The organism is Maritalea myrionectae, assembly GCF_003433515.1.
Lineage (GTDB): Bacteria > Pseudomonadota > Alphaproteobacteria > Rhizobiales > Devosiaceae > Maritalea > Maritalea myrionectae.
Map to the genome: position 1 here is coordinate 2133267 of NZ_CP021330.1, position 19701 is coordinate 2152967.

Annotated in this window: 17 protein-coding genes; 2 read left to right on the forward strand and 15 right to left on the reverse strand. The window is 52.5% G+C overall.

Annotated elements, in window-relative coordinates:
* Nucleotides 1-15: 15 nt before the first annotated feature.
* The 12 genes from MXMO3_RS10800 to MXMO3_RS10855 form a co-directional block, all read right to left on the reverse strand.
* Nucleotides 16-681, reverse strand: a complete 666-nt coding sequence (locus tag MXMO3_RS10800) for a protein-L-isoaspartate(D-aspartate) O-methyltransferase (RefSeq protein ID WP_027835395.1) — start codon at nucleotides 679-681, stop codon at nucleotides 16-18.
* Nucleotides 671-1465: a 5'/3'-nucleotidase SurE gene (gene surE, locus MXMO3_RS10805; protein ID WP_117395872.1), complete on the reverse strand. Its 795-nt coding sequence runs from the start codon at nucleotides 1463-1465 to the stop codon at nucleotides 671-673. The genes MXMO3_RS10800 and surE overlap by 11 nt, the downstream gene beginning before the upstream one ends.
* Complete coding sequence (gene serS / locus MXMO3_RS10810) at nucleotides 1466-2743, reverse strand: serine--tRNA ligase (protein WP_117395873.1); 1278 nt, start codon at nucleotides 2741-2743, stop codon at nucleotides 1466-1468.
* Nucleotides 2744-2781: 38 nt separating this feature from the next.
* Complete coding sequence (tatC, locus tag MXMO3_RS10815; protein WP_051213798.1) at nucleotides 2782-3609, reverse strand: twin-arginine translocase subunit TatC; 828 nt, start codon at nucleotides 3607-3609, stop codon at nucleotides 2782-2784.
* Nucleotides 3609-4436: a Sec-independent protein translocase protein TatB gene (gene tatB, locus MXMO3_RS10820; RefSeq protein ID WP_117395874.1), complete on the reverse strand. Its 828-nt coding sequence runs from the start codon at nucleotides 4434-4436 to the stop codon at nucleotides 3609-3611. Before tatB ends, tatC begins: the two co-directional genes overlap by 1 nt.
* Nucleotides 4437-4488: 52 nt before the next feature.
* On the reverse strand, nucleotides 4489-4698 hold the full coding sequence (locus tag MXMO3_RS10825; protein ID WP_027835399.1) for a twin-arginine translocase TatA/TatE family subunit: 210 nt from the start codon (nucleotides 4696-4698) through the stop codon (nucleotides 4489-4491).
* Nucleotides 4699-4753: 55 nt separating this feature from the next.
* Nucleotides 4754-5875 (reverse strand): ABC transporter ATP-binding protein, encoded by a 1122-nt coding sequence (locus MXMO3_RS10830; RefSeq protein ID WP_117395875.1) that lies wholly within the window; start codon nucleotides 5873-5875, stop codon nucleotides 4754-4756.
* 3 nt (nucleotides 5876-5878) lie between these two features.
* Nucleotides 5879-6562 (reverse strand): SMC-Scp complex subunit ScpB, encoded by a 684-nt coding sequence (gene scpB / locus MXMO3_RS10835; protein ID WP_117395876.1) that lies wholly within the window; start codon nucleotides 6560-6562, stop codon nucleotides 5879-5881.
* Between the two features lie 104 nt (nucleotides 6563-6666).
* Nucleotides 6667-7440: a segregation and condensation protein A gene (locus MXMO3_RS10840; RefSeq protein WP_117396789.1), complete on the reverse strand. Its 774-nt coding sequence runs from the start codon at nucleotides 7438-7440 to the stop codon at nucleotides 6667-6669.
* A gap of 97 nt (nucleotides 7441-7537) precedes the next feature.
* A complete protein-coding gene (locus tag MXMO3_RS10845) occupies nucleotides 7538-9751 on the reverse strand; it encodes an SPOR domain-containing protein (RefSeq protein WP_117395877.1) in 2214 nt (737 codons plus the stop codon).
* 89 nt (nucleotides 9752-9840) lie between these two features.
* Complete coding sequence (argS, locus tag MXMO3_RS10850) at nucleotides 9841-11595, reverse strand: arginine--tRNA ligase (RefSeq protein WP_117395878.1); 1755 nt, start codon at nucleotides 11593-11595, stop codon at nucleotides 9841-9843.
* 36 nt (nucleotides 11596-11631) lie between these two features.
* Nucleotides 11632-12831, reverse strand: coding sequence for a deoxyguanosinetriphosphate triphosphohydrolase (locus tag MXMO3_RS10855; RefSeq protein ID WP_117395879.1), 1200 nt, complete (start codon nucleotides 12829-12831; stop codon nucleotides 11632-11634).
* A 118-nt stretch (nucleotides 12832-12949) separates the two neighbouring features.
* Between MXMO3_RS10855 and erpA the strand changes: the two genes are divergently transcribed.
* On the forward strand, nucleotides 12950-13285 hold the full coding sequence (erpA, locus tag MXMO3_RS10860; RefSeq protein ID WP_027835405.1) for an iron-sulfur cluster insertion protein ErpA: 336 nt from the start codon (nucleotides 12950-12952) through the stop codon (nucleotides 13283-13285).
* A gap of 98 nt (nucleotides 13286-13383) precedes the next feature.
* Nucleotides 13384-14163, forward strand: coding sequence for an exodeoxyribonuclease III (gene xth, locus MXMO3_RS10865; protein ID WP_117396790.1), 780 nt, complete (start codon nucleotides 13384-13386; stop codon nucleotides 14161-14163).
* A gap of 13 nt (nucleotides 14164-14176) precedes the next feature.
* On the opposite strand, the gene MXMO3_RS10870 is transcribed toward xth, so the two are convergent.
* The 3 genes from MXMO3_RS10870 to MXMO3_RS10880 form a co-directional block, all read right to left on the reverse strand.
* Nucleotides 14177-14968, reverse strand: coding sequence for a tetratricopeptide repeat protein (locus MXMO3_RS10870; RefSeq protein ID WP_051213802.1), 792 nt, complete (start codon nucleotides 14966-14968; stop codon nucleotides 14177-14179).
* Nucleotides 14955-16679, reverse strand: coding sequence for a dihydroxy-acid dehydratase (gene ilvD / locus MXMO3_RS10875; RefSeq protein WP_117395880.1), 1725 nt, complete (start codon nucleotides 16677-16679; stop codon nucleotides 14955-14957). The genes MXMO3_RS10870 and ilvD overlap by 14 nt, the downstream gene beginning before the upstream one ends.
* A 286-nt stretch (nucleotides 16680-16965) precedes the next feature.
* Complete coding sequence (locus MXMO3_RS10880; RefSeq protein WP_117396791.1) at nucleotides 16966-19623, reverse strand: valine--tRNA ligase; 2658 nt, start codon at nucleotides 19621-19623, stop codon at nucleotides 16966-16968.
* Nucleotides 19624-19701 lie beyond the last annotated feature (78 nt).

Here is a 19701-nt window from a genome sequence, read left to right on the forward strand (position 1 = left end):
AAGGTAAAGGGGAGTTTAAAGAGTTTGAGATTTTCCATGCATTAATGGCGCGAGACGAATTGTGCCCACAACATCATCAGCAAATTGATCGCCAATCCGTTCGTATCGGATAAGCTGTTGCAGCTCGTTTGGCGCACCAACAGGTGCCAGCAAAATGCCGCCATCCTCGAGCTGATCTAGCAAATCGGGTGTCACCTCGCGCACCGACCCTGTGAGCAAAATACGTGAAAAGGGCGCCTGATGCTTCCACCCGGCCAGGCCATCATCGTGCAAGCTGACAATGTTTGATAGCTTGAGTTTTTCCCACCGATCCTGAGCCAACCGTAGCAATGTTCCATATTTTTCGATGGAAAAGACGCGCTTTGCAAATCGTGAAAGCAACGCTGTTGCATATCCTGAACCCGTGCCGATTTCCAAAATTTTCGGCACTTGCTCATCGAATTTCAACTTACTGAGCATCTGGGCCACCTTGACCGGTGAGGTCATCGACTGACCGCATTCGATCGGCAACGCGCAATCCTTATAGGCGTGATCGGCATATTCATCAGGCACGAAGAGCTCGTGGGGCACCCGCTCAAAGGCATCTACCACAAGGCGTTGTGTGATGCCCTTTTGGCGCAGGCCTAGCACCAAAGAGGCTTTGGCCCATTCTAAATTTTGTGGCTGATCATCATCCTGCATCGTGATTGGCCTTTGAAAACTGAAATGCGCCTTCCAAACGTTTCAATTCTGCCATATCTGTTTGCTGCAGCAAAAGGGGGGTAACGGTGATCGCGTTGTGCTCAAGCAACCTGACACAATCGGCCCCAGGTGTGAGCGGCGTTGGTGTTTGCAAAATCGCTACAAAATGTTTTCCCTCATTGTCCGAGGGATAATATTCGAACGGCGATGTGGAAAAGCGCTGATGTGGCACCACTTCAACGCCCGTAACATCCTTAGCTTCACAACGCGGAAAATTCACATTGTAATAGGTTTCAGTGCCACGCGCGGATGCCATGATCTGTTTAATGACTTGGGCACCATACGCTTTAGAACAATCCCATTCGATCATGTGCTCGTTGGAAAAGTCCATGCTTTGGCTGAGTGCAATGCCAAGGGCGCCTTGCAAGGCCCCTTCCCGCGCCCCTGCTGCTGTGCCGGAACAATTGACCAAATCCGCAATGTTTTGCCCGCGATTCACGCCCGACAAAACCAGATCGGCCTTTTTGTCCTTCAACAAATGGGTCATGCCTGTGACAATGCAATCGGCGGGTGAACCATTGATCGCGAAAATCTGCTTATCGCGCTGCTCAATTTCCAACTCATGGCCGAGGGTGAATTTATGGCCTACGCCAGATTGGTTGGTTTGCGGGGCAACCACCCACACATCATCAGAGATTTCCCGCGCAACATTTTCCAAGACTTTTATGCCCGGCGCGTCGATGCCGTCGTCATTGGTGATGAGGATGCGCGGGTTGCTTTTCATCTAGGAAGCCGAGATCACAGTTTGGCCAGCCATATAGGGCTGCAAGACATCTGGGACCGCAATAGCCCCATCCTCTTGCTGATAGTTTTCCATCACTGCGATCAAAGCACGGCCCGTGGCCACGCCAGAACCGTTCAATGTATGGACATATTGTGCTTTGCCATCTTCATCGCGATAGCGCGCGTTCATGCGGCGCGCTTGATAGTCACCTGCAACGGAAACAGAAGAAATCTCCCGATAGGTGTCCTGACCCGGCAACCACGCTTCAATATCATAGGTGCGTTGCATGGTGGCGCCCATATCGCCAGCGCAAAGGCGCATAACGCGATAAGGAATTTCCAAGCCTTTCATCACAGCCTCCGCACAGCCGAGCATCCGCTCATGCTCGTCCAGGGATTTATCCGGCGTGGTCACGGCAACCATTTCTACTTTATAGAACTGGTGCTGACGCAACATACCTCTTGTGTCGCGACCGGCAGACCCAGCTTCAGACCGGAAACATGGGGTCAAAGACGTGAAGCGCAAAGGTAACTCTTCTTTGCTCAGCATGCTTTCGCGCACCAAGTTGGTGAGAGAAACCTCAGATGTCGGGATCAGCCAGCGATCATCTGTTGTTTGAAACGCATCTTCGGCAAATTTAGGCAATTGGCCTGTGCCGAACAGGGCCTCAGGGCGCACCAAGAGCGGTGCAACAACTTCGGTGAAGCCATGTTCGCGTGTGTGCAAATCGAGCATATATTGCCCAAGTGCCCGTTCGAGCCGCGCAATATCGCTTTTCAACACCACAAAGCGGGAACCTGCAATTTTCGCTGCGGTTTCAAAGTCCATATGTCCAAGCGCTTCGCCTAGCTCATAATGCTCTTTCGGCTCAAAGTTAAATCGCTTCGGCTCGCCCACTTTGTGGCGTTCCACGTTGGCATCTTCGTCTTCGCCATCGGGCACATCATCCAGCAACAAGTTGGGTAGCCCCGCCAAAATGCGGTTCAACTCTGCCGTCTGCTCACGTTCCTGATCTTCGCCAGCTTGTACTTTGGCCTTCAAGTCGGCAACTTCTGCAAGCAGCGCCTGCGCTTTTTCTTCATCACCTTGGGCTTTTGCCTGCCCAATCTGCTTGGAAGATGCGTTGCGCGTGCCTTGCCATTCATTGAGTTGTTGCACAGTTTTCTTGCGCTCATCATCAAGCGCGACAAGTGCTTCAGCCATAGGCTCAGCGCCTCGGCGTGCCAAAGACCGATCAAATAGGTCTGGATTGGCGCGGATCCATTTAATATCGAACATTATTCATCTCCGGCGGTTTGCCGTTTTTGTATTTTTGATTAGTTGCTTGAATCGGCTTCAGGATCAATAGGCCGGCGCGATCGCTCAACGAGACGCACCGCCAGAATCGAGAGTTCGTAAAGCAGGAATACTGGCACGGCCAACCCAAGCTGTGTCATGGGCTCTGGTGGCGTCAAAAATGCGGCCAGTGTCAAAATGCCCACAATGGCGTATTTGCGCCAGGATTTTAGATTGTCGGACGTGATCAAATCAGCCGTCGCCAACAACACAAGCACCACGGGCAACTGAAAGCAAAAGCCGAAAGCCAGCAAGAGTGTCATGGTCAACGACAAATATTCAGATACGCGGGTCACCATTTGAATGGAGGCTTGGCCCGAACCGGTTTGCTCCAGCGAGATAAAGAACTTCATCGCCAGCGGCATAACCCCAAAATAAACCAAGCTTGCGCCCATCACAAAAAGCACTGGCGTTGCCAAGATAAAGGGCAGGAAAGCGCGACGTTCGCGCTTGTAGAGCCCGGGGGCGATAAAGCGATAAATCTGGATGGCAATCACTGGGAATGCCAGAAAAATTGCAGAGAACAGCGCAACTTTAAGCTGGGTGAAGAAGAATTCCTGCGGCGCTGTATAAATCAGTTCCACATCTTCCACATTGCCTACGGCGCGTTCAAATGGCCCAAGCAGAATATTAAAAATCTGGCTGGCGAAGAAAAAACAAACGATAAAGAGCACAGCGATAGCTGCCAGCGAATAGATCAAACGCTGACGCAACTCCACCAAGTGCTCCATGAGGGGCGCTTCGCTTTGCGCAACTTCTTGATCCTCATCGGCCTGCTGATCTTCAACATTTTCAAGGAGCTTACTCATTATGACTGCTCCTTCGCATCATTGTTGGTGGCCTTTGCACTTTTCGCGGGCGCCGCTTTCTTGGTGGCGACCGTCTTACGCGGTGCAGTTGTCTTGCGTGTTGCAGGCTTCTTTGCTGCCGTCGTCGTTTTCGCCGCAGCTTTTGATGCTGCGGGCTTTTTCGTCGCCGCAGGCTTTTTGGCCGCCGTTGTGCCAGACGCTTTGCGCGTGGAGCTGGTTTTGGCGGTGGTTGTTTTTGCCGCTGCCGCAGTTTTCCGCGCTGGTGCTTTCTTTACGGCTTTTGGCTTGGCCGCGGTCTTGGTTGTTTTTCCAGCTGTCGCTGCTTGGGTCGCAGCCGCTTCGCCTTCAACCGTTTTCGCCTTGGCTGCCGCTTTGGCCGCCTCGGCTTGTGCAGCGGCTTCAGCTGCACGTTCCTGTCCGCGTTTTACCGCTTCTTTCATGGAAGATGCCGCAGCCTCAGGATCCGGCTGTGGCACAGGGGGAAGCCCCGCCGCCTCGCGTATTTCATCAGCGACGCTTTCACTCCCCTCAACCTTAGGCTTGATTTTGCCAGTCGGCTCGACGCCCTTGTCGCTCACCTTGTTAAATTCATCAGAAATCTGTTTGGATGTCTGATTTAACGGATCGGTGATTGATTTTTTGGCGTCTTTGAATTCATCAATCGCTGCCACTTTAGACAGTTCAGATTTGAATTCATTTCCCATTCGACGCACCGAAGAGAACACATTACCCAGTTGGCGCAGCAACGCAGGTAAGTCCTTTGGCCCCACAACAATCAATGCGATTGCTGCGATGATCAACATCTCGCTCCAGCCGATATTGAGCATAGTGCCCCTCTTATGAATTTGCGCCGATCAGACGATAAAGCTCAACTAAGATTTAGTCTTGCTTCTCTTTTTCTTTTTCTTCAACTTTTGCTTCTTGCTTGGCGTCAATTTCGCCAACTTTTTGGTCATCGTCCTGCATGCCTTTGCGGAAGGCTTTAATGCCAGAAGCGACTTCGCCCATCATGCCAGAAATCTTGCCGCGGCCAAACAAAAGCAAAGCGGCAATAGCGATGATGAGAATACCCCATGGACCCGGATTCATTCTCTTACTCCTTCAACTAGTGATCTATTCACGATCTACACTCCATCAAATATGGTCAAATCGCGTCGAACACAAGCACGTGTTCTGGATTAATCGCAATATTAACATCCAAACCTGGACGAATATTGACATTTGAAGGCTGACGCAGACGAATTGTATTGTCGACCCCCGCCACAGCAACCTCAAGTGTATCAACGCCAAGCGCATCGCGTTTGGCCACAACACGCCCCGGCGTTCCCTGCCCGCTCTCATCGATATAGACTGCGCCAATTGGGCGCATGGCCACAATGACACGCGCGCCATCGGGGCGGTTTCCGGCATCAACATTGCCAAAAGGCGTGCGGGCCATGCCGCTTTGAACCCGAGAAGGAATCTCACTGACTGGCGAAAAGAACCGCGCCACATCCAAATCTTTCGGGTGATTGTAAATCTCGTCTGATGTACCGATTTGGGCAATATTCCCATCACGCAAAAGCGCAATTTTGTCACCAAAGATCATGGCTTCTTCAGGATCATGTGTCACCAAGATGCACGTGGCTTGCGTTTCCCGCAGCACCGCCAATGTTTCCGCCCGCACACTTTCACGCAAGCGCGCATCCAGCGACGAGAATGGCTCATCCAGAAGCAATAGGCCTGGTTTGGGGGCAATGGACCGCGCAAGCGCCAAACGCTGCTGCTGGCCGCCTGAAAGCTGTGAAGGGTAATCAGTCGCGCGCCCTTCAAGGCCAACACGTTTGAGTGCCTGCAAGGCTTGCTTGCGTGCTTCCTCACGGCCTAGAGATTTCAACCCATATTCAACATTTTGCAAAATGGACAGATGCGGGAACAAAGCGAAATCCTGAAACATCAGGCCAATGCCGCGCTTATCCGGAGGCACAGTCACCCCTTTGGCGGACATAATGCGCTTATTGATCAGAATGCGACCAGAATCAATTTCTTGCAGGCCGGCAGCGGCACGCAAAATGGTCGATTTACCGGAACCGCTCTCGCCCAACAGGCAAAGTATTTCGCCAGGCGCCGTTTCAAAATTGGTTTCTTTGAGCACGTGGGAATCACCCACATTGCAGCTGACCTCTTGAAATTCAAGCGCGGCGGCAAAGCTGATGCCCGCAGTGCCGCGCGGGCCCCACTTCACATCTGATTTGACGTTGCTGGTGTCTATGCGTTGCTGGGTCATAAATTAGGTTTCATTGGGTTGATTACGCGCATCCAAATCGCTCAGCAAATCATCACCGGCATCATCAGGCTCGAGTGGGTCTTCATCGGACGTTAGGTCACCATCACTTGGTTTGGGCACGCTGAAATCTGGCGGCAAGTTCGATGACAACAACCCTGCCCCCTTAAGCTCCCCAAGGCCTGGCAAATCCGTGATCTGTTCCAGCCCAAAATGATCCAGAAAACCCATGGTGGTGCCATAAGTCACGGGCCGACCCGGTGTGCGCCGACGGCCGCGCATCCGCACCCATCCAGCTTCCATCAATACATCAAGCGTGCCTTTTGATGTTGCAACGCCCCGCACCTCTTCGATTTCAGAGCGCGTCACCGGTTGGTGGTAGGCGATGATGGATAGCGTTTCAAGCGCAGCCCGCGAAAGTGGCTTTTGTTCAACGTCGTCACGCCGCAGCAAAAATGACAAATCCTCGGCGGTTCGGAAAGCGAACTTTTCTCCGCGCTGCACCAAATTGATGCCTGCATGTTGGTAACGCTGCTGCAATTGATCCAACAAATCAGCCAGATCGGCATTTTCCGACAGATATGGGCGCAAATCATCGGCCCCCAATGGTTCCTTGGCGGCAAACAGCAATGCTTCCAGCACCCGCAAATTGCGGATCTGAATGTCGCTATGTTGGCCGTTTGGCTCCATGGGATGCTTTCTTCACTCGTTCAGCAGGGACAAAAGGGCACAATCCTTGCGCCAGCCGCCTTTATCTATCAATTTTCGGATATGTGTCCAAGCATTAGTTGCGATTAGCGTTTTCGTCGCACCATCAAGGGCGAAAAAGGAGCGGATTGGCGCAATTCAATCTGCCCCTGCCGCACCATTTCCAAACTTGCGGTAAAGGAGGACGCCAAAGCCGTTTGCCGCTCCTCGGTGGAGGCTAAATATTCAGACAAATAGGACTGCAGCGGCACCCATTCGGCCGATTGGCCAATCAGGCGCTCCAAGATTTCTTCGGCCTCGCTTAAGGACCAAACCGTGCGCACTTTGACCGAATAGTCTTGCGGAAATGATTTCTCCCGCTGAATTACATAGGCACGCAGTAAATCATAATAGGTCGCCTGCCACTGGTTGGTTTTGGTGGTTAAGATGGACTCTGGATCACCCCGCGCATGGATGTCGCGCCCAAGGCGTGGACGATTGACCAATTGGCCCGCCGCGTCGCGCATGGCTTCCAGCCGCTTGAGGCGGAATTGCAGCAAGGCGGCCATTTCTTCGCCGCTCGGCTCTTCATCTTCATCATCATGCGGCACCATCAGTCGGCTTTTGAGATAAGCGAGCCATGCAGCCATCACCAAATAGTCGGCAGCCACTTCAATGCGGCGTTCTTTTAGCGTTTGGATAAAGCCCAAATATTGCTCGGCCAGCGACAAGACAGAAATATGGGCCAGATCCACTTTCTGCTTTCGCGCCAAATCCAGCAGCAGATCTAGCGGCCCCTCGTACCCTTTCACATCAACATACATCACGCCCTGACGTGAGCGTGGTTCTTGTTGTGTGAAATCATTTTCTTGAAAAGGCATCTGCATCGCTTTTGATTTAACCGCAGCCTAAATCATGACGCAAAAAAAAGCGCAGGGTCAAGGAAACCCTGCGCTCATCAACTGTTTTGTTGCCGAACTAGTTGTTGCGTACGAAGCAATCACCGCCGGATAATTTGATGTTGTTACAGATTGAATTGGCCGCCTCAATCGAATTGGCAGGCACCAATACACGGTAGAATACCCCACGGTCATCAAGGTCAACCTGATTGACCCCCACCGTTTGGCCGCTCAACGCATCTGCAAATTGCCGGGTTACGGTTGTGACCGTAGATTGCGCTGCTTCTGGCGAACGTTGCGAGGCAAGCTGCACATAGAATGGTGCGCTGACCTGGTTTGTCGTCGCGTTCACTGGCGCAGTGTTGGTTTGCGGCGTGGTCACTGGTTGTGAATCTGGAACCAAGCCGAGCGGCTGATCGTTGCTATCGCTCGTGGCAGGCGCGCTATTATTGAGGACGGCGGAAGCCAAGGGCTGATTAGTGCCAAGCCCTTGCGGGCGCTCAGGCGGCGTTGGGGCATCAGCCGCCACATCGCCAGTTTGCGCGTCATCGGTGAGTGCATCCGCAGCATCGTTGACCGTTTGTTCCGCTTGATCCGCAAGCGAACCGGCTGCATCTGTTATCGCCTCACCCGTGTTTTCTGCACTTTGTATAGCGTCGCCAATTGGATCGTTGCTTGTCGCGGTTTCGTTATCCGATGTGCTGGTGACTTCGGGTACGTTTGGACGAATATCCGGCAATTGCTGTGCACCAGCGGATGCTTCATCGCCGGTCACAATCGTGCCATCAGCCAAAACTGTTACGGTTTTTACCTTGCGGTTGGTCAACCCACCTGTCGCATCGTCTGAGTTGGATGGGGTGATCACGCGAGACACACCTTCACCGGAGGCGCCGTCGGTATCATCCCGTGAGACGAGTTGCTCTGAAGACGTATCTTCCGGTTGCCCTTCAAGCGCTGAAAACACCGAAGGTGAATCCGTTGTTTCGCCCGCATTTTCTGGCGTTTGTTTCACATCAGTGTTTTGCGCTGTTACCAACGGCACATCGCCATCGGATGCACCACCGCCACCGATAAAGTTCCACAAAGTTGCGCCGCCCAGACCCAACAAAAGCAAGGCTGCAAGGCCGCCCGCATAGGCCGGTAAGTTGCTGCGCTTCTTTACTTTTCGCACAGGCTCGGTTTCCATATGGTCGCGGCTCTCTGCATGCAAATAAGGCGCAGAAGACTGCGTTTGCCCTGCTGCTGCAGTGGGGGCAGCTTCCGGCGCTGGGCCAACTGGCGCTTGCGCTTTTGGTGGCTCCGCTGCATCAGAAGCAGGTCGTGCTGCTGCCATGGCAGCCAATATAGCGGCCTCCGCAGCGCTTGACGGGTCTTCTTTAGATGTTGGCGACTTGCCCTCATCACCGGGCGTTTGCAAATAGGAATGTGGCGACCCGCCAGCAGATCCACTCGCTGTGTCTTCAATCAGCCGTTCAATTTCGCTTAGTGGATCACTCTTTGCGGGCTGATTTTCAACTGGTTTGGGTTGCGGCGCTTCTTCTCTGGCCACATATTCGGGTTCTTGCGGCTGCTCTTCTTGCGGCTCCATATAGGGCTCATCGGCAAAAAGCGCATCGCTTTCATGATCATATTGTGGTTCAACAGGTTCAAGCTGCTCGGCTTCAACGGGCTGGCTTTCCATTGTGGAAGCGGGTGCCTGCGGTGCCAGCGTGTCGTCGGCGTCAGAAATTAAATTTGCTATTTCATCAACTTCAGCTGCCGCGTTGACTTCACGCTTCAAAGTCTCAGCAGATTGACGCTCTTCACGTGAAAGGCTTTGCGGTGCAACAGGCTCAGGCTGAGGTTCGCTTTGCGCTTCGGCCACCAGTTTTTCAACCTGTGCGCCAAAATCGTCTTGGCTCGACTTGGCTTTCGCCTCCGCATCCTGACGATAGCTGCTGGCAAAATCAAACTCGAACGGATCAGCCCCTTGATCTGATTGGGGCGGATTTGCTGAGGTTGCCGGTGCTTCAGGCGGCGTGGATGGTGTTGATTGTTCTGGCCGCTGCGGAACGCTTGGTTCGGGCGCAGGGCGATCCTGTCGCCCCTGATCCTGTTGTTGACCAGAAAAGGCAGATGTAAACGATGAAGGGCGCTCTTCCTGTTGGGGCGAACGTTCCTTTTGCGCGCGTTCTTCAATAGATTGAGACACCGATGCACGCTTTGCGTCGTCTGCTACGATGCGGGCCAATTCTGCAATCAGATCATCTGATTGGTCCAGATTTTGGTCTGCAGGTTTTTTTGAATCTGCCATTTAGCCGGTCAGCGCGCCAAACGCGCTGCCCCTATAGTTAGAATAAGTATTCGCCCCGAACTTAGATACATCACAGCATTGTGCCTGAATTATGATAGCTCGTCAGGAGCGGATACTCCCAAAATCCCCAGGCTATTTGCCAATACTTGACGAACTGCATTCACCAAAGCGAGTCGCGACAATGTTATTGTCTGTTCATCAAGGTTAACAAATCGTAACTCTGGCCGTTCTTTCCCTTTTGTCCAGAACGTGTGGAAGGCGCTTGCCAGGTCGTGCACATAGAATGCTACGCGGTGCGGTTCGTGCGCTTCGGTGGCGCTGGCCACGACCCGCTCGAACTGTGCAGCCATCTTAATCAGTTCAATTTCCGCTGGATCGGACAGCACACTCAGATCTGCTTTTTGCAAAGCGTCGAGGGAAATATCAAGATCAGGCAAGTCGCGCTTGGCGTTACGGAAGACCGAGCAGGCCCGCGCGTGGGCGTATTGCACGTAGAACACCGGATTGTCCCGGGTTTGGGCGGTTACAACCTCAAAATCAAAGTCAATTGGCGCGTCATTTCTGCGGAAAAGCATGATGAAGCGCACCACATCGGCGCCCACTTCGTCCACCAAATCGCCGAGCGTCACAAAGGTCCCTGCCCGTTTTGACATTTTGGCGGGCTCGCCGTTGCGCAGCAAATTCACCAGTTGGCAAATCTTCACATCGACATTGGCTTTGCCATCAGAAACAGCTTTGCCTGCGGCTTTCAAGCGCTTGATATAGCCCGAGTGGTCGGCGCCAAGCACCACGATTTGCTCATTGAATCCGCGCAAAAATTTATTGCGGTGATAGGCAATATCAGCGGCAAAGTAGGTGTATGACCCGTCAGATTTCACCAATGCCCGGTCAGTATCGTCGCCAAAGTCACTTGCCTTGAACAAGGTTTGCTCGCGATCTTCCCAGTCTTCTGGTGTTTTGCCTTTGGGCGGTTCCAGCGTGCCTTGATAAACCAAGCCCTCTTCCCGCAACCAGTCTAGCGTCTTATGAATATCGCCATCTTCGCCATGAAGTTGCTTTTCGGAGAAGAAATAATCGTGATGGACATTGAGCTTGGCCAAATCAGCTTTGATTAACTCCATCATGGAATCGACCACGATGGACTTGACTTTGTCGACCGCCTCGGCCTCATCCATGTTCAGCAACGCATCGCCAAATTGGTCTGCCAGCTTTTTGCCCGTTGGTATCAGATATTTGCCCGGATATAGCCCTTTAGGGATTTCCCCAATATCTTGGCCCAGTGCTTCGCGATAGCGCAGCAAAGCAGATTTGGCGAGCACATCAATCTGTCCACCAGCGTCATTAATATAGTATTCTTTGGTGATGTCGCAGCGCGAAAACGCCATCAAACTCGCCAAAGCATCGCCAAATACAGCACCGCGCGCGTGGCCGATGTGTACCGGGCCCGTTGGGTTGGTCGAGACATATTCGACATTCACCTTGCCTGCCGGAGCGTCCTTGGGCCGCCCGTACTCTGTGCCAGCGGCATTGATCTCGGCAATTACATTTTGCCAAACGCTGGCGGAAAGCCGCATATTGATAAAACCCGGCCCAGCGATTTCCGCGCTCTCAACGCCGTCAAATTCCTTGATTTTCTCAATCAATTGTTCGGCAATCGCCCGCGGATTTGATTTAAGCGGTTTGGCCAGAACCATCGCAGCGTTGGTGGACATATCGCCATGGGACGCATCGCGTGGCGGTTCAACCACAAATCGGCGCAACACATCGGGTGTTTCGGCCAATTGAGGGAACAATGCAGATAAAGCATCTGCGATACGCGATTGATATAAAGCGAATAAATCCATTGATGGTCATTCCATTTTGTTGTTAGCGCATTGCGGTTAGCGGAAATCCTCGTCCGCGTCAAACAAACGGTTATATTGGCTGGTGGCGTATGGGTCAGTCATCCCGGCGATAAAGTCCGCGACCAGACGCGGCATCTTATTCTTTTCGATCACTTTAGCGCGTTCTTTCCACTCACCGGGCAAGTCCTCGCCATCCAAATAAGCATCGAACAATTTCGCGACAATGGTTTGGGCACGATCCACTTCGTCCATCACACTTTTGTGGCGATAAACCTTTTCAAACAAAAAGCTTTTCAAGCCTTTTTCGGCTTTTGCCATATCCTGCGAGAACCCGATTAAAGTTTGGTTCGCTTGCCGAACATCCTCAACCGTTTGAATATTGGCAGCTTTCAAACGCGCTTTGGCATCTGTGATCACATCTTCAATTGTGCGGGTGAGCAGGCGGCGCACAACCTCGTGGGTTTGCCGATCCTCATCGACCAGCGGATATTTATTTTGCACTTCTTGTACGATCGGCCCGACAAGCGGTACATCGCGCAACTCTTCTAGCGTCAGCAGCCCTGCCCGCAACGCATCATCAATATCATGTGCATTATAGGCGATGTCATCGGCGATGGCCGCAGCTTGGGCCTCGAGACTTGCATAGCTATCGTAGCGCAGATCGGCGATGGCCCAGGGTTCGTCCAGACCACCAGGCAATCCTTCTTTTTGGTATTTGGCCGTCGGGTTGCCCTCGCCGTCCATCAACGGTCCGTTGTGCTTGATGATCCCTTCAAGCGTTTCCCACGTCAGGTTGAGGCCGTCATGCTCTGCGTATCGATTTTCGAGCCGCGTCACCAAGCGTAGCGCTTGAATATTATGATCGAAGCCGCCAAGATCATGCATCTTATCATGCAGCACACGCTCGCCCGCATGGCCAAAAGGCGTGTGCCCGAGATCATGGGCCAGCGCCAGTGCCTCAGCAAGGTCTTCGCAAAGATTGAGTGCCCGCGCAATGGAGCGGGCAATTTGCGCCACTTCCAGCGTATGCGTTAGCCGCGTGCGATAATGATTGCCCTCATGGTGCAGAAACACTTGGGTTTTGTGCTTAAGGCGACGGAAAGCGTTGGAATGTATAATCCGATCGCGATCACGTTGAAATTCATTGCGCGTCGCGCTGTCATCAGTTTGATGGCGACGCCCGAGGCTATTAAACGGATCCGCAGCATATGGAGCCAATTGTAGCTTTGATGACATAAATTTGTACCGTTAGGTCCTTTTCAAAGGCGATGATGAGGCTTATCTATGTGTTAGCAATCGGATGGTTTGATTGAAAGCCATCAGAATAAGGATAGGGAAAATGTCTGACACGCAAATGGCAGAAACTCAGGTTCAGCTTACAGATCGCGCTGCTGAGCGCATAGCGAAAATCCTGGAAAAGCAGCCAGAAGGCACGGTTTTGCGCGTTGCGGTTTCCGGTGGCGGCTGTTCTGGCTTCCAATATGAATATAATCTGGTGCAGGAAAGCGCCAATGATGATGATGTGGTGCTGCAAAAGAAAAATGCCACCGTACTCATCGATTCGCTTAGTCTTGAGTTTATGCAAGGCGCGGAAATTGACTTTGTGAACGATTTGATTGGTCAAAGCTTTCAGATCAATAATCCAAACGCCGTCGCGTCTTGTGGGTGTGGCACCAGCTTTGCGGTATAAGCCGCAATAAGCGTAGATGATTTCATTGTTTTCTGCTTGTTGCGCCGATAGGATATTTGCGACTCGTGTGGCACTTCCTTTCGGATCGGATTAGCATTTTGAAAATCGCAACATGGAACATTAACGGCATTAAAGCGCGCCTCAACGAGGTGCTGTATTGGCTTGAAGAATATAAGCCAGACCTTGTGGCGCTGCAGGAAATCAAATCAATTGATGAGAATTTCCCCCGCGAAGCGATTGAAGAGCTGGGTTATAATGTCGCCACGCATGGGCAAAAGAGTTTTAATGGCGTTGCCCTGCTCTCTTTGCACCCGTTTGATGAAGTCAATCGGGGCCTTCCCGGGGACGACAGCGATGAACAAGCACGCTTTATTGAAACCGTCATTTCGCGGCCCGGAGGCGCGGTGCGCGTCGCGGGGATATATTTGCCTAATGGCAATCCCGTCGATACGGAGAAATTCCCGTATAAACTGGCGTGGATGGATCGTTTGATTGATTGGGCAGAAGATCGGCTTAAGCTTGAAGAGCCATTCATTATTCTGGGCGATTACAACATTATCCCGACCGGTGCTGATACCCACAGCGCAGAAGCATGGTGGGGCGATGCCCTTTTCCGCCCGGAGAGCTTGGAGCGCTTTCGCTCCCTCTCCAATCTCGGCTTTACTGATGGGCTGCGTGCGGTCAATGGCGACGAAGCCTATACGTTTTGGGATTTCCAAGCCGGTGCGTGGCGCCGTAACAATGGCATCCGCATAGACCATTTGATGCTGTCACCTCAAGCGGCGGACATTCTGGAGACCGTCGAGATTCATAAAGATATGCGCGCACGTGAAAAGCCATCTGACCATGTGCCAGTGGTGGGCAGCTTCGCGATTTAGCGCTGTGAGTTGATTAGCCGCCGAAGCGGTTACCAAGGGAATCGGCGGCGGCGATGGCCTGTTCCCGCTCGTCTTGTGAGGCAATGGACACAGCCTGATCAAACAGCTCCGCAATCCATGGCTCGTCTTCCGTGCCTTGGGCGTTTCGGTCTGCCACGGTGAGCCACATCAACCCTTCAATTGGGTCGGCCGGAATGCCTTCGCCGTTAAACATCAGATTGCCCAGCGTTGCTTGCGCGGCTGCATGGCCTTTGCGCGATGCAAGGGCAAGCCAACGCGCACTTTGCAAGGGTGAGTAGCCCAACTCATCTTCATCAAGATAGAGCTGCCCCACTTTAAATTGTGCTTCCGGGTCGCCGAAATAGGAGGCAGCGTGCAACCACAATTTGCGCGACAAATCATCATTGGCCGGCACGCCTGCATCCGGCACACCTTCGCGGTAATATTCACCCACCTTCAAAAAGCTTTGGGCGACAATATCCGCTTCTAAGGATTTTGGCGGCGTGTCAGCATGACCGTCCGCCAATTGTGAGAAATATTGAAAGGCTTTGGTGCGATCGGGGGCCACGCCCTCGCCATTTTCATACATGACGCCAAGACGCCACAAGGCAATAGGCTGGCCCGCCTCCGCCGCGTCTTCCAACGCTGCAAGCAGATTTTCGTTCGACACGTCAGTATCGAACTGCCCAAAGACCGACAGAATATCTGCGGCTTCATCCTGGGCAAATGCAGAACATGTCGACAGGATGAGCGCAACAAAAGTTGCGCGCACCATGCCAATCAAATTCGCACTAAATATCTGCATAGCACTCCTTCTCTGCCGCGGCGCCTGGATGGGTCAAGGCACCGTAACGGGCTGACCCTACAAGCTGGGCATATTTCCAGATCACGCCTGAACCAAAATTGGTCTCACGCGGTTTCCAATTTTTGTGACGTTTTTCAAGCTCATCATCGCTCAAATCAACGGTAATTGACCCGGTGTTGGCATCGATTTCAATAATATCGCCATCTTCAAGCAGGGCGATCGGACCACCAACGGCAGCTTCTGGGCCAACATGGCCGATGCAGAAACCACGAGTTGCACCAGAGAAGCGGCCGTCTGTAATCAACGCCACTTTGTCACCCATGCCTTGGCCATAAAGCGCGGCAGTTGTGGCCAACATTTCGCGCATACCTGGTCCACCTTTTGGACCTTCGTAGCGGATGACCAGCACTTCGCCTTCTTTATATTCGCGCTTGCTTACGGCCTTGAAGCACTCTTCTTCGCTGTCGAAGCAGCGTGCTGGGCCTTTAAAGACCAAGTTGGACATGCCAGCGACTTTCACAATGGCGCCATCTGGTGCCAAATTGCCGGAAAGACCAACAACACCGCCTGTCTTTGTGATTGGATTGTTCGCCGGACGTACAACATCCTGCTGATCATTCCATTTCACTTTTTCCATGTTTTCCGCAATGGTGCGGCCTGTTACGGTCATGCAATCGCCGTGCAAATAGCCTTGATCCAGCAGCGTTTTCATCAGAATCGGAATGCCGCCAGCTTCAAACATATCTTTGGCCACATATTTACCGCCGGGTTTTAGATCAGCAATATAAGGCGTTTTTTTGAAGATTTCGGCCACGTCGAACAAATCGAACTCAATGCCAGCTTCGTGCGCAATCGCAGGCAAGTGCAGCGCAGCGTTGGTTGAACCACCCGAGGCCGCCACAACAGTTGCGGCATTTTCAAGCGCCTTGCGCGTTACGATATCGCGCGGACGAAGGTTCATTTTGATCAATTCCATCACCTGCTCACCAGCGGTGTAGCAGAATTGATCGCGAATTTCGTATGGCGCTGGTGCGCCAGCAGAATATGGCAGAGCCAAACCAATTGCTTCAGACACTGTGGCCATTGTGTTGGCGGTGAACTGAGCGCCGCAGGCACCGGATGACGGGCAAGCCGCGCGTTCAAGCTCTTCCAAATCTTCGTCTGAAAAGTCACCGACAGAGTGCTTGCCAACAGCTTCAAACACATCCTGCACTGTCACAGGGTTGCCTTTGAAGGTACCGGGCAAAATGGAGCCGCCATAAAGGAAAACAGATGGCACATTCAACCGCACCATTGCCATCATCATGCCGGGCAGTGATTTATCGCAGCCAGCGAGCCCCACAAGGGCATCATAGCTGTGGCCGCGCATGGTCAACTCAACAGAATCTGTGATCACATCACGCGATACCAGCGAAGATTTCATGCCTTGGTGGCCCATGGCGATCCCGTCTGTCACGGTGATGGTGGTGAATTCGCGTGGTGTGCCTTGTGCGGCGGCAACGCCTCTTTTCACGAATTGAGCTTGGTGTGAAAGCGCAATGTTACAAGGGGCAGCTTCGTTCCAGCATGTGGCCACGCCCACAAATGGCTGATGGATCTGACCTTGCGTCAGCCCCATCGCGTAATAATACGAACGGTGCGGCGCACGTGACGCTCCTTCTGTCACATGGCGACTTGGCAGTTTTGACTTATCGATGTTTTTTTCTTCCATTATAAAAACCTTTCCCCCGCAAGCAGGCACAATATCTGCCACAGACTTTTAATCGTGCTGCTTTTTGATGCAAGGGCACATTCAGGCATGCGCGTCCAATTGGCGGCGCTAATCGCCGCAGCCCAACCTTTTGCGCAACATCCGCCCCGTTGCTTTAATCAACATATTCAGTTTTGCGCTGTGAATTGGTTAAAAAAAAGGCGGCCCCAAGGTACAATTGGGGCCAGCCTTACTGAAGTATGAATTTCACAAATGCGTTGCCAAAAAGCAACAGCTCTTATGTGTCCTAGCCAAGACGCGCCAAAGCGGCTTCAACGCGCGCTTTTTTCTCTTCTGCGTCTGTCTTGCGTTGCTTTTGATCATCGATCACATGCGCCGGCGCTTTGGACGTGAATTGCTCGTTGGCCAGTTTTTTGGCCACGCCATCAATTTCTTTGTCGAGCTTGCCCAGTTCTTTGTTCAACCGTTCTTTTTCGGCCGCGATGTCAATTACGCCAGCCAATGGCATAGCGAATGTCGCCTCACCCAGCACGAGTTGAGCAGATTCGCCGGGCACTTCATCAGCAAAATCAATGGTTTCAACGCGCGCCAACCGCTTGATCATGGCATCTTGTGTTGCCAAGCGCGCTTTTGTGTCCGCGCTGGCGTCAACAACAACCAGCGGTATTTTGGCGCCAGCGTTCACATTCATTTCCACGCGCAATGAGCGGATGCCTGTAATCAAATCGATCATCCAGCCCATCTCAGCTTCTGCGGCTTCATCAAAGAGGTTGCCCAGTTCAGGCCATTCGCTCACGATCAGCAGTTTTTCGCGTGCTGGGCCATTTTGCCCAGTTTGCGCCCACAATTCTTCGGTCACAAACGGCATAAACGGATGCAAAAGCTTCAAGATTTGATCCAGTGTGAAGGCCGCTGTAGCTCGTGTTTCGGCTTTCAACGCCTCGTCATCGCCGTTGAACACAGGTTTAGCCAGTTCAACAAACCAGTCGCAGAACGTGCCCCAAACGAAGTCATATGCTGCGTTCGCAGCTTCATTAAAGCGGAACGCTTCCAAAGACTTTTCAACTTCCGCCACTGTTTTTGCAGCGCGGCTCAAAATCCATTTATTGAGCGTTGAATTGACCGTTGTGGGATCATACCCCTCAACACGAACACACTCATTCATCTCCAAGAAACGCGATGCGTTCCAGATTTTGGTGACGAAGTTTCGGTAGCCTTCAACCCGTGAGATGGCGAGTTTCAAGTCACGTCCCTGCGCAGCCATGGCCGCCAGTGTGAAGCGGGTTGCATCTGCACCATACTCGTCAAACAGCGTAATCGGGTCGATCACATTGCCTTTGGTCTTGGACATTTTTTGTCCATGCTCGTCGCGCACCAATGCGTGCACATAGACATTTTCAAATGGCTCTTCATCCATAAAGTGGATGCCGAACATCATCATCCGAGCCACCCAGAAAAAGATAATGTCAAAGCCCGTCACCAAAGTCGTTGTCTGATAATAGGTTTCGAGTTCTGGCGTTTTATCGGGCCAACCCAGAGTTGAAAATGGCCAAAGCGCTGATGAGAACCAGGTGTCCAACACGTCTTCATCGCGTTTGATTGGGGTTGGCGCGCCATAATGCGCATCAGCCAAAGCTTGCGCTTCAGCTTCATCCTCAGCCACGAAATATTCGCCGTCTGGCCCATACCATGCCGGGATTTGGTGCCCCCACCACAATTGCCGCGAGATACACCAAGGCTGGATGTTTTCCATCCAGGCATAATAGGTGTTTTCCCAGTTTTTCGGCACAAATTTGGTGCGGCCCTCTTTCACGGCAGCCAAGGCCGGCTTGGCCAGTGTTTCCGCATCCACATACCATTGGTCAGTCAAATAGGGTTCGATCACGACCTGTTTCGACTTTTCGTCGTGAGGCACGGAAATGACTTTGTCTTCCACTTCCACCAATACGCCCATGGCGTCGAGGTCGGCGACGATCTTTTTGCGGGCCTCAAAGCGATCCATGCCACGATAGGCTTCTGGTGCCTCATCATTGATTTTGGCGTCAGCGGTGAAGATATTGATCTGCTCGAGATCATTGCGCTTGCCCACTTCAAAGTCATTAAAGTCGTGCGCGGGCGTGATCTTCACTGCGCCAGATCCCTGTTCAGGATCGGCATGTTCGTCGGTGACGATTGGGATTTTGCGGCCGGTCAGTGGCAGCACAACCATTTTGCCAACAAGGTGCGTATAGCGCTCGTCGTCCGGGTGCACTGCAACACCGGTATCGCCCAACATGGTTTCTGGCCGCGTCGTGGCCACAACAATGGTCTCATCCGTTCCTTCAATCGGATAACGCAGATGCCACATGTGGCCGTTGATCTCGATGTTTTCCACTTCGAGATCAGAAATCGCTGTTTGCAAAACCGGGTGCCAGTTTACCAAGCGCTTGTCTTTGTAAATGAGCCCCTGCTTGTGCAGCTCCGTGAACACTTTGATCACAGCACGAGAAAGTCCGTCGTCCATGGTAAAGCGTTCGCGGGACCAATCGGCGGATGCCCCGAGACGGCGCAGTTGGCTCACAATGGTGCCGCCGGACTGTTCTTTCCATTCCCAGACTTTTTCCAGGAATTTCTCGCGGCCCATTTCACGGCGTGATGGCAATTGCTGTTCCATCAGCTTGCGTTCAACGATCATTTGCGTGGCGATGCCCGCATGGTCGGTGCCTGGTTGCCACAGCACGTTTTTGCCGCGCATCCGCTCAAACCGCGTGATCATATCTTGTACGGTAAAGGTCAGGGCGTGACCCACATGCAAGTCACCGGTCACATTTGGGGGCGGCATCGGAATGCAGTAGCTTTCTGCTCCCTCTTTGGCGCCAGCGCCAGCGGCAAATGTGTCTTGTTGAACCCATTCATCATAAATGCGGCCTTCAACATCTTGCGGGTTATAATTTTTATCGATCATTTTGCCCATTACCTTTTGCCCGCCCAAAATGCATGAGCGGGAGAAAAATTTGTCTATTGGGTTTAAAAGCGAAGCTGG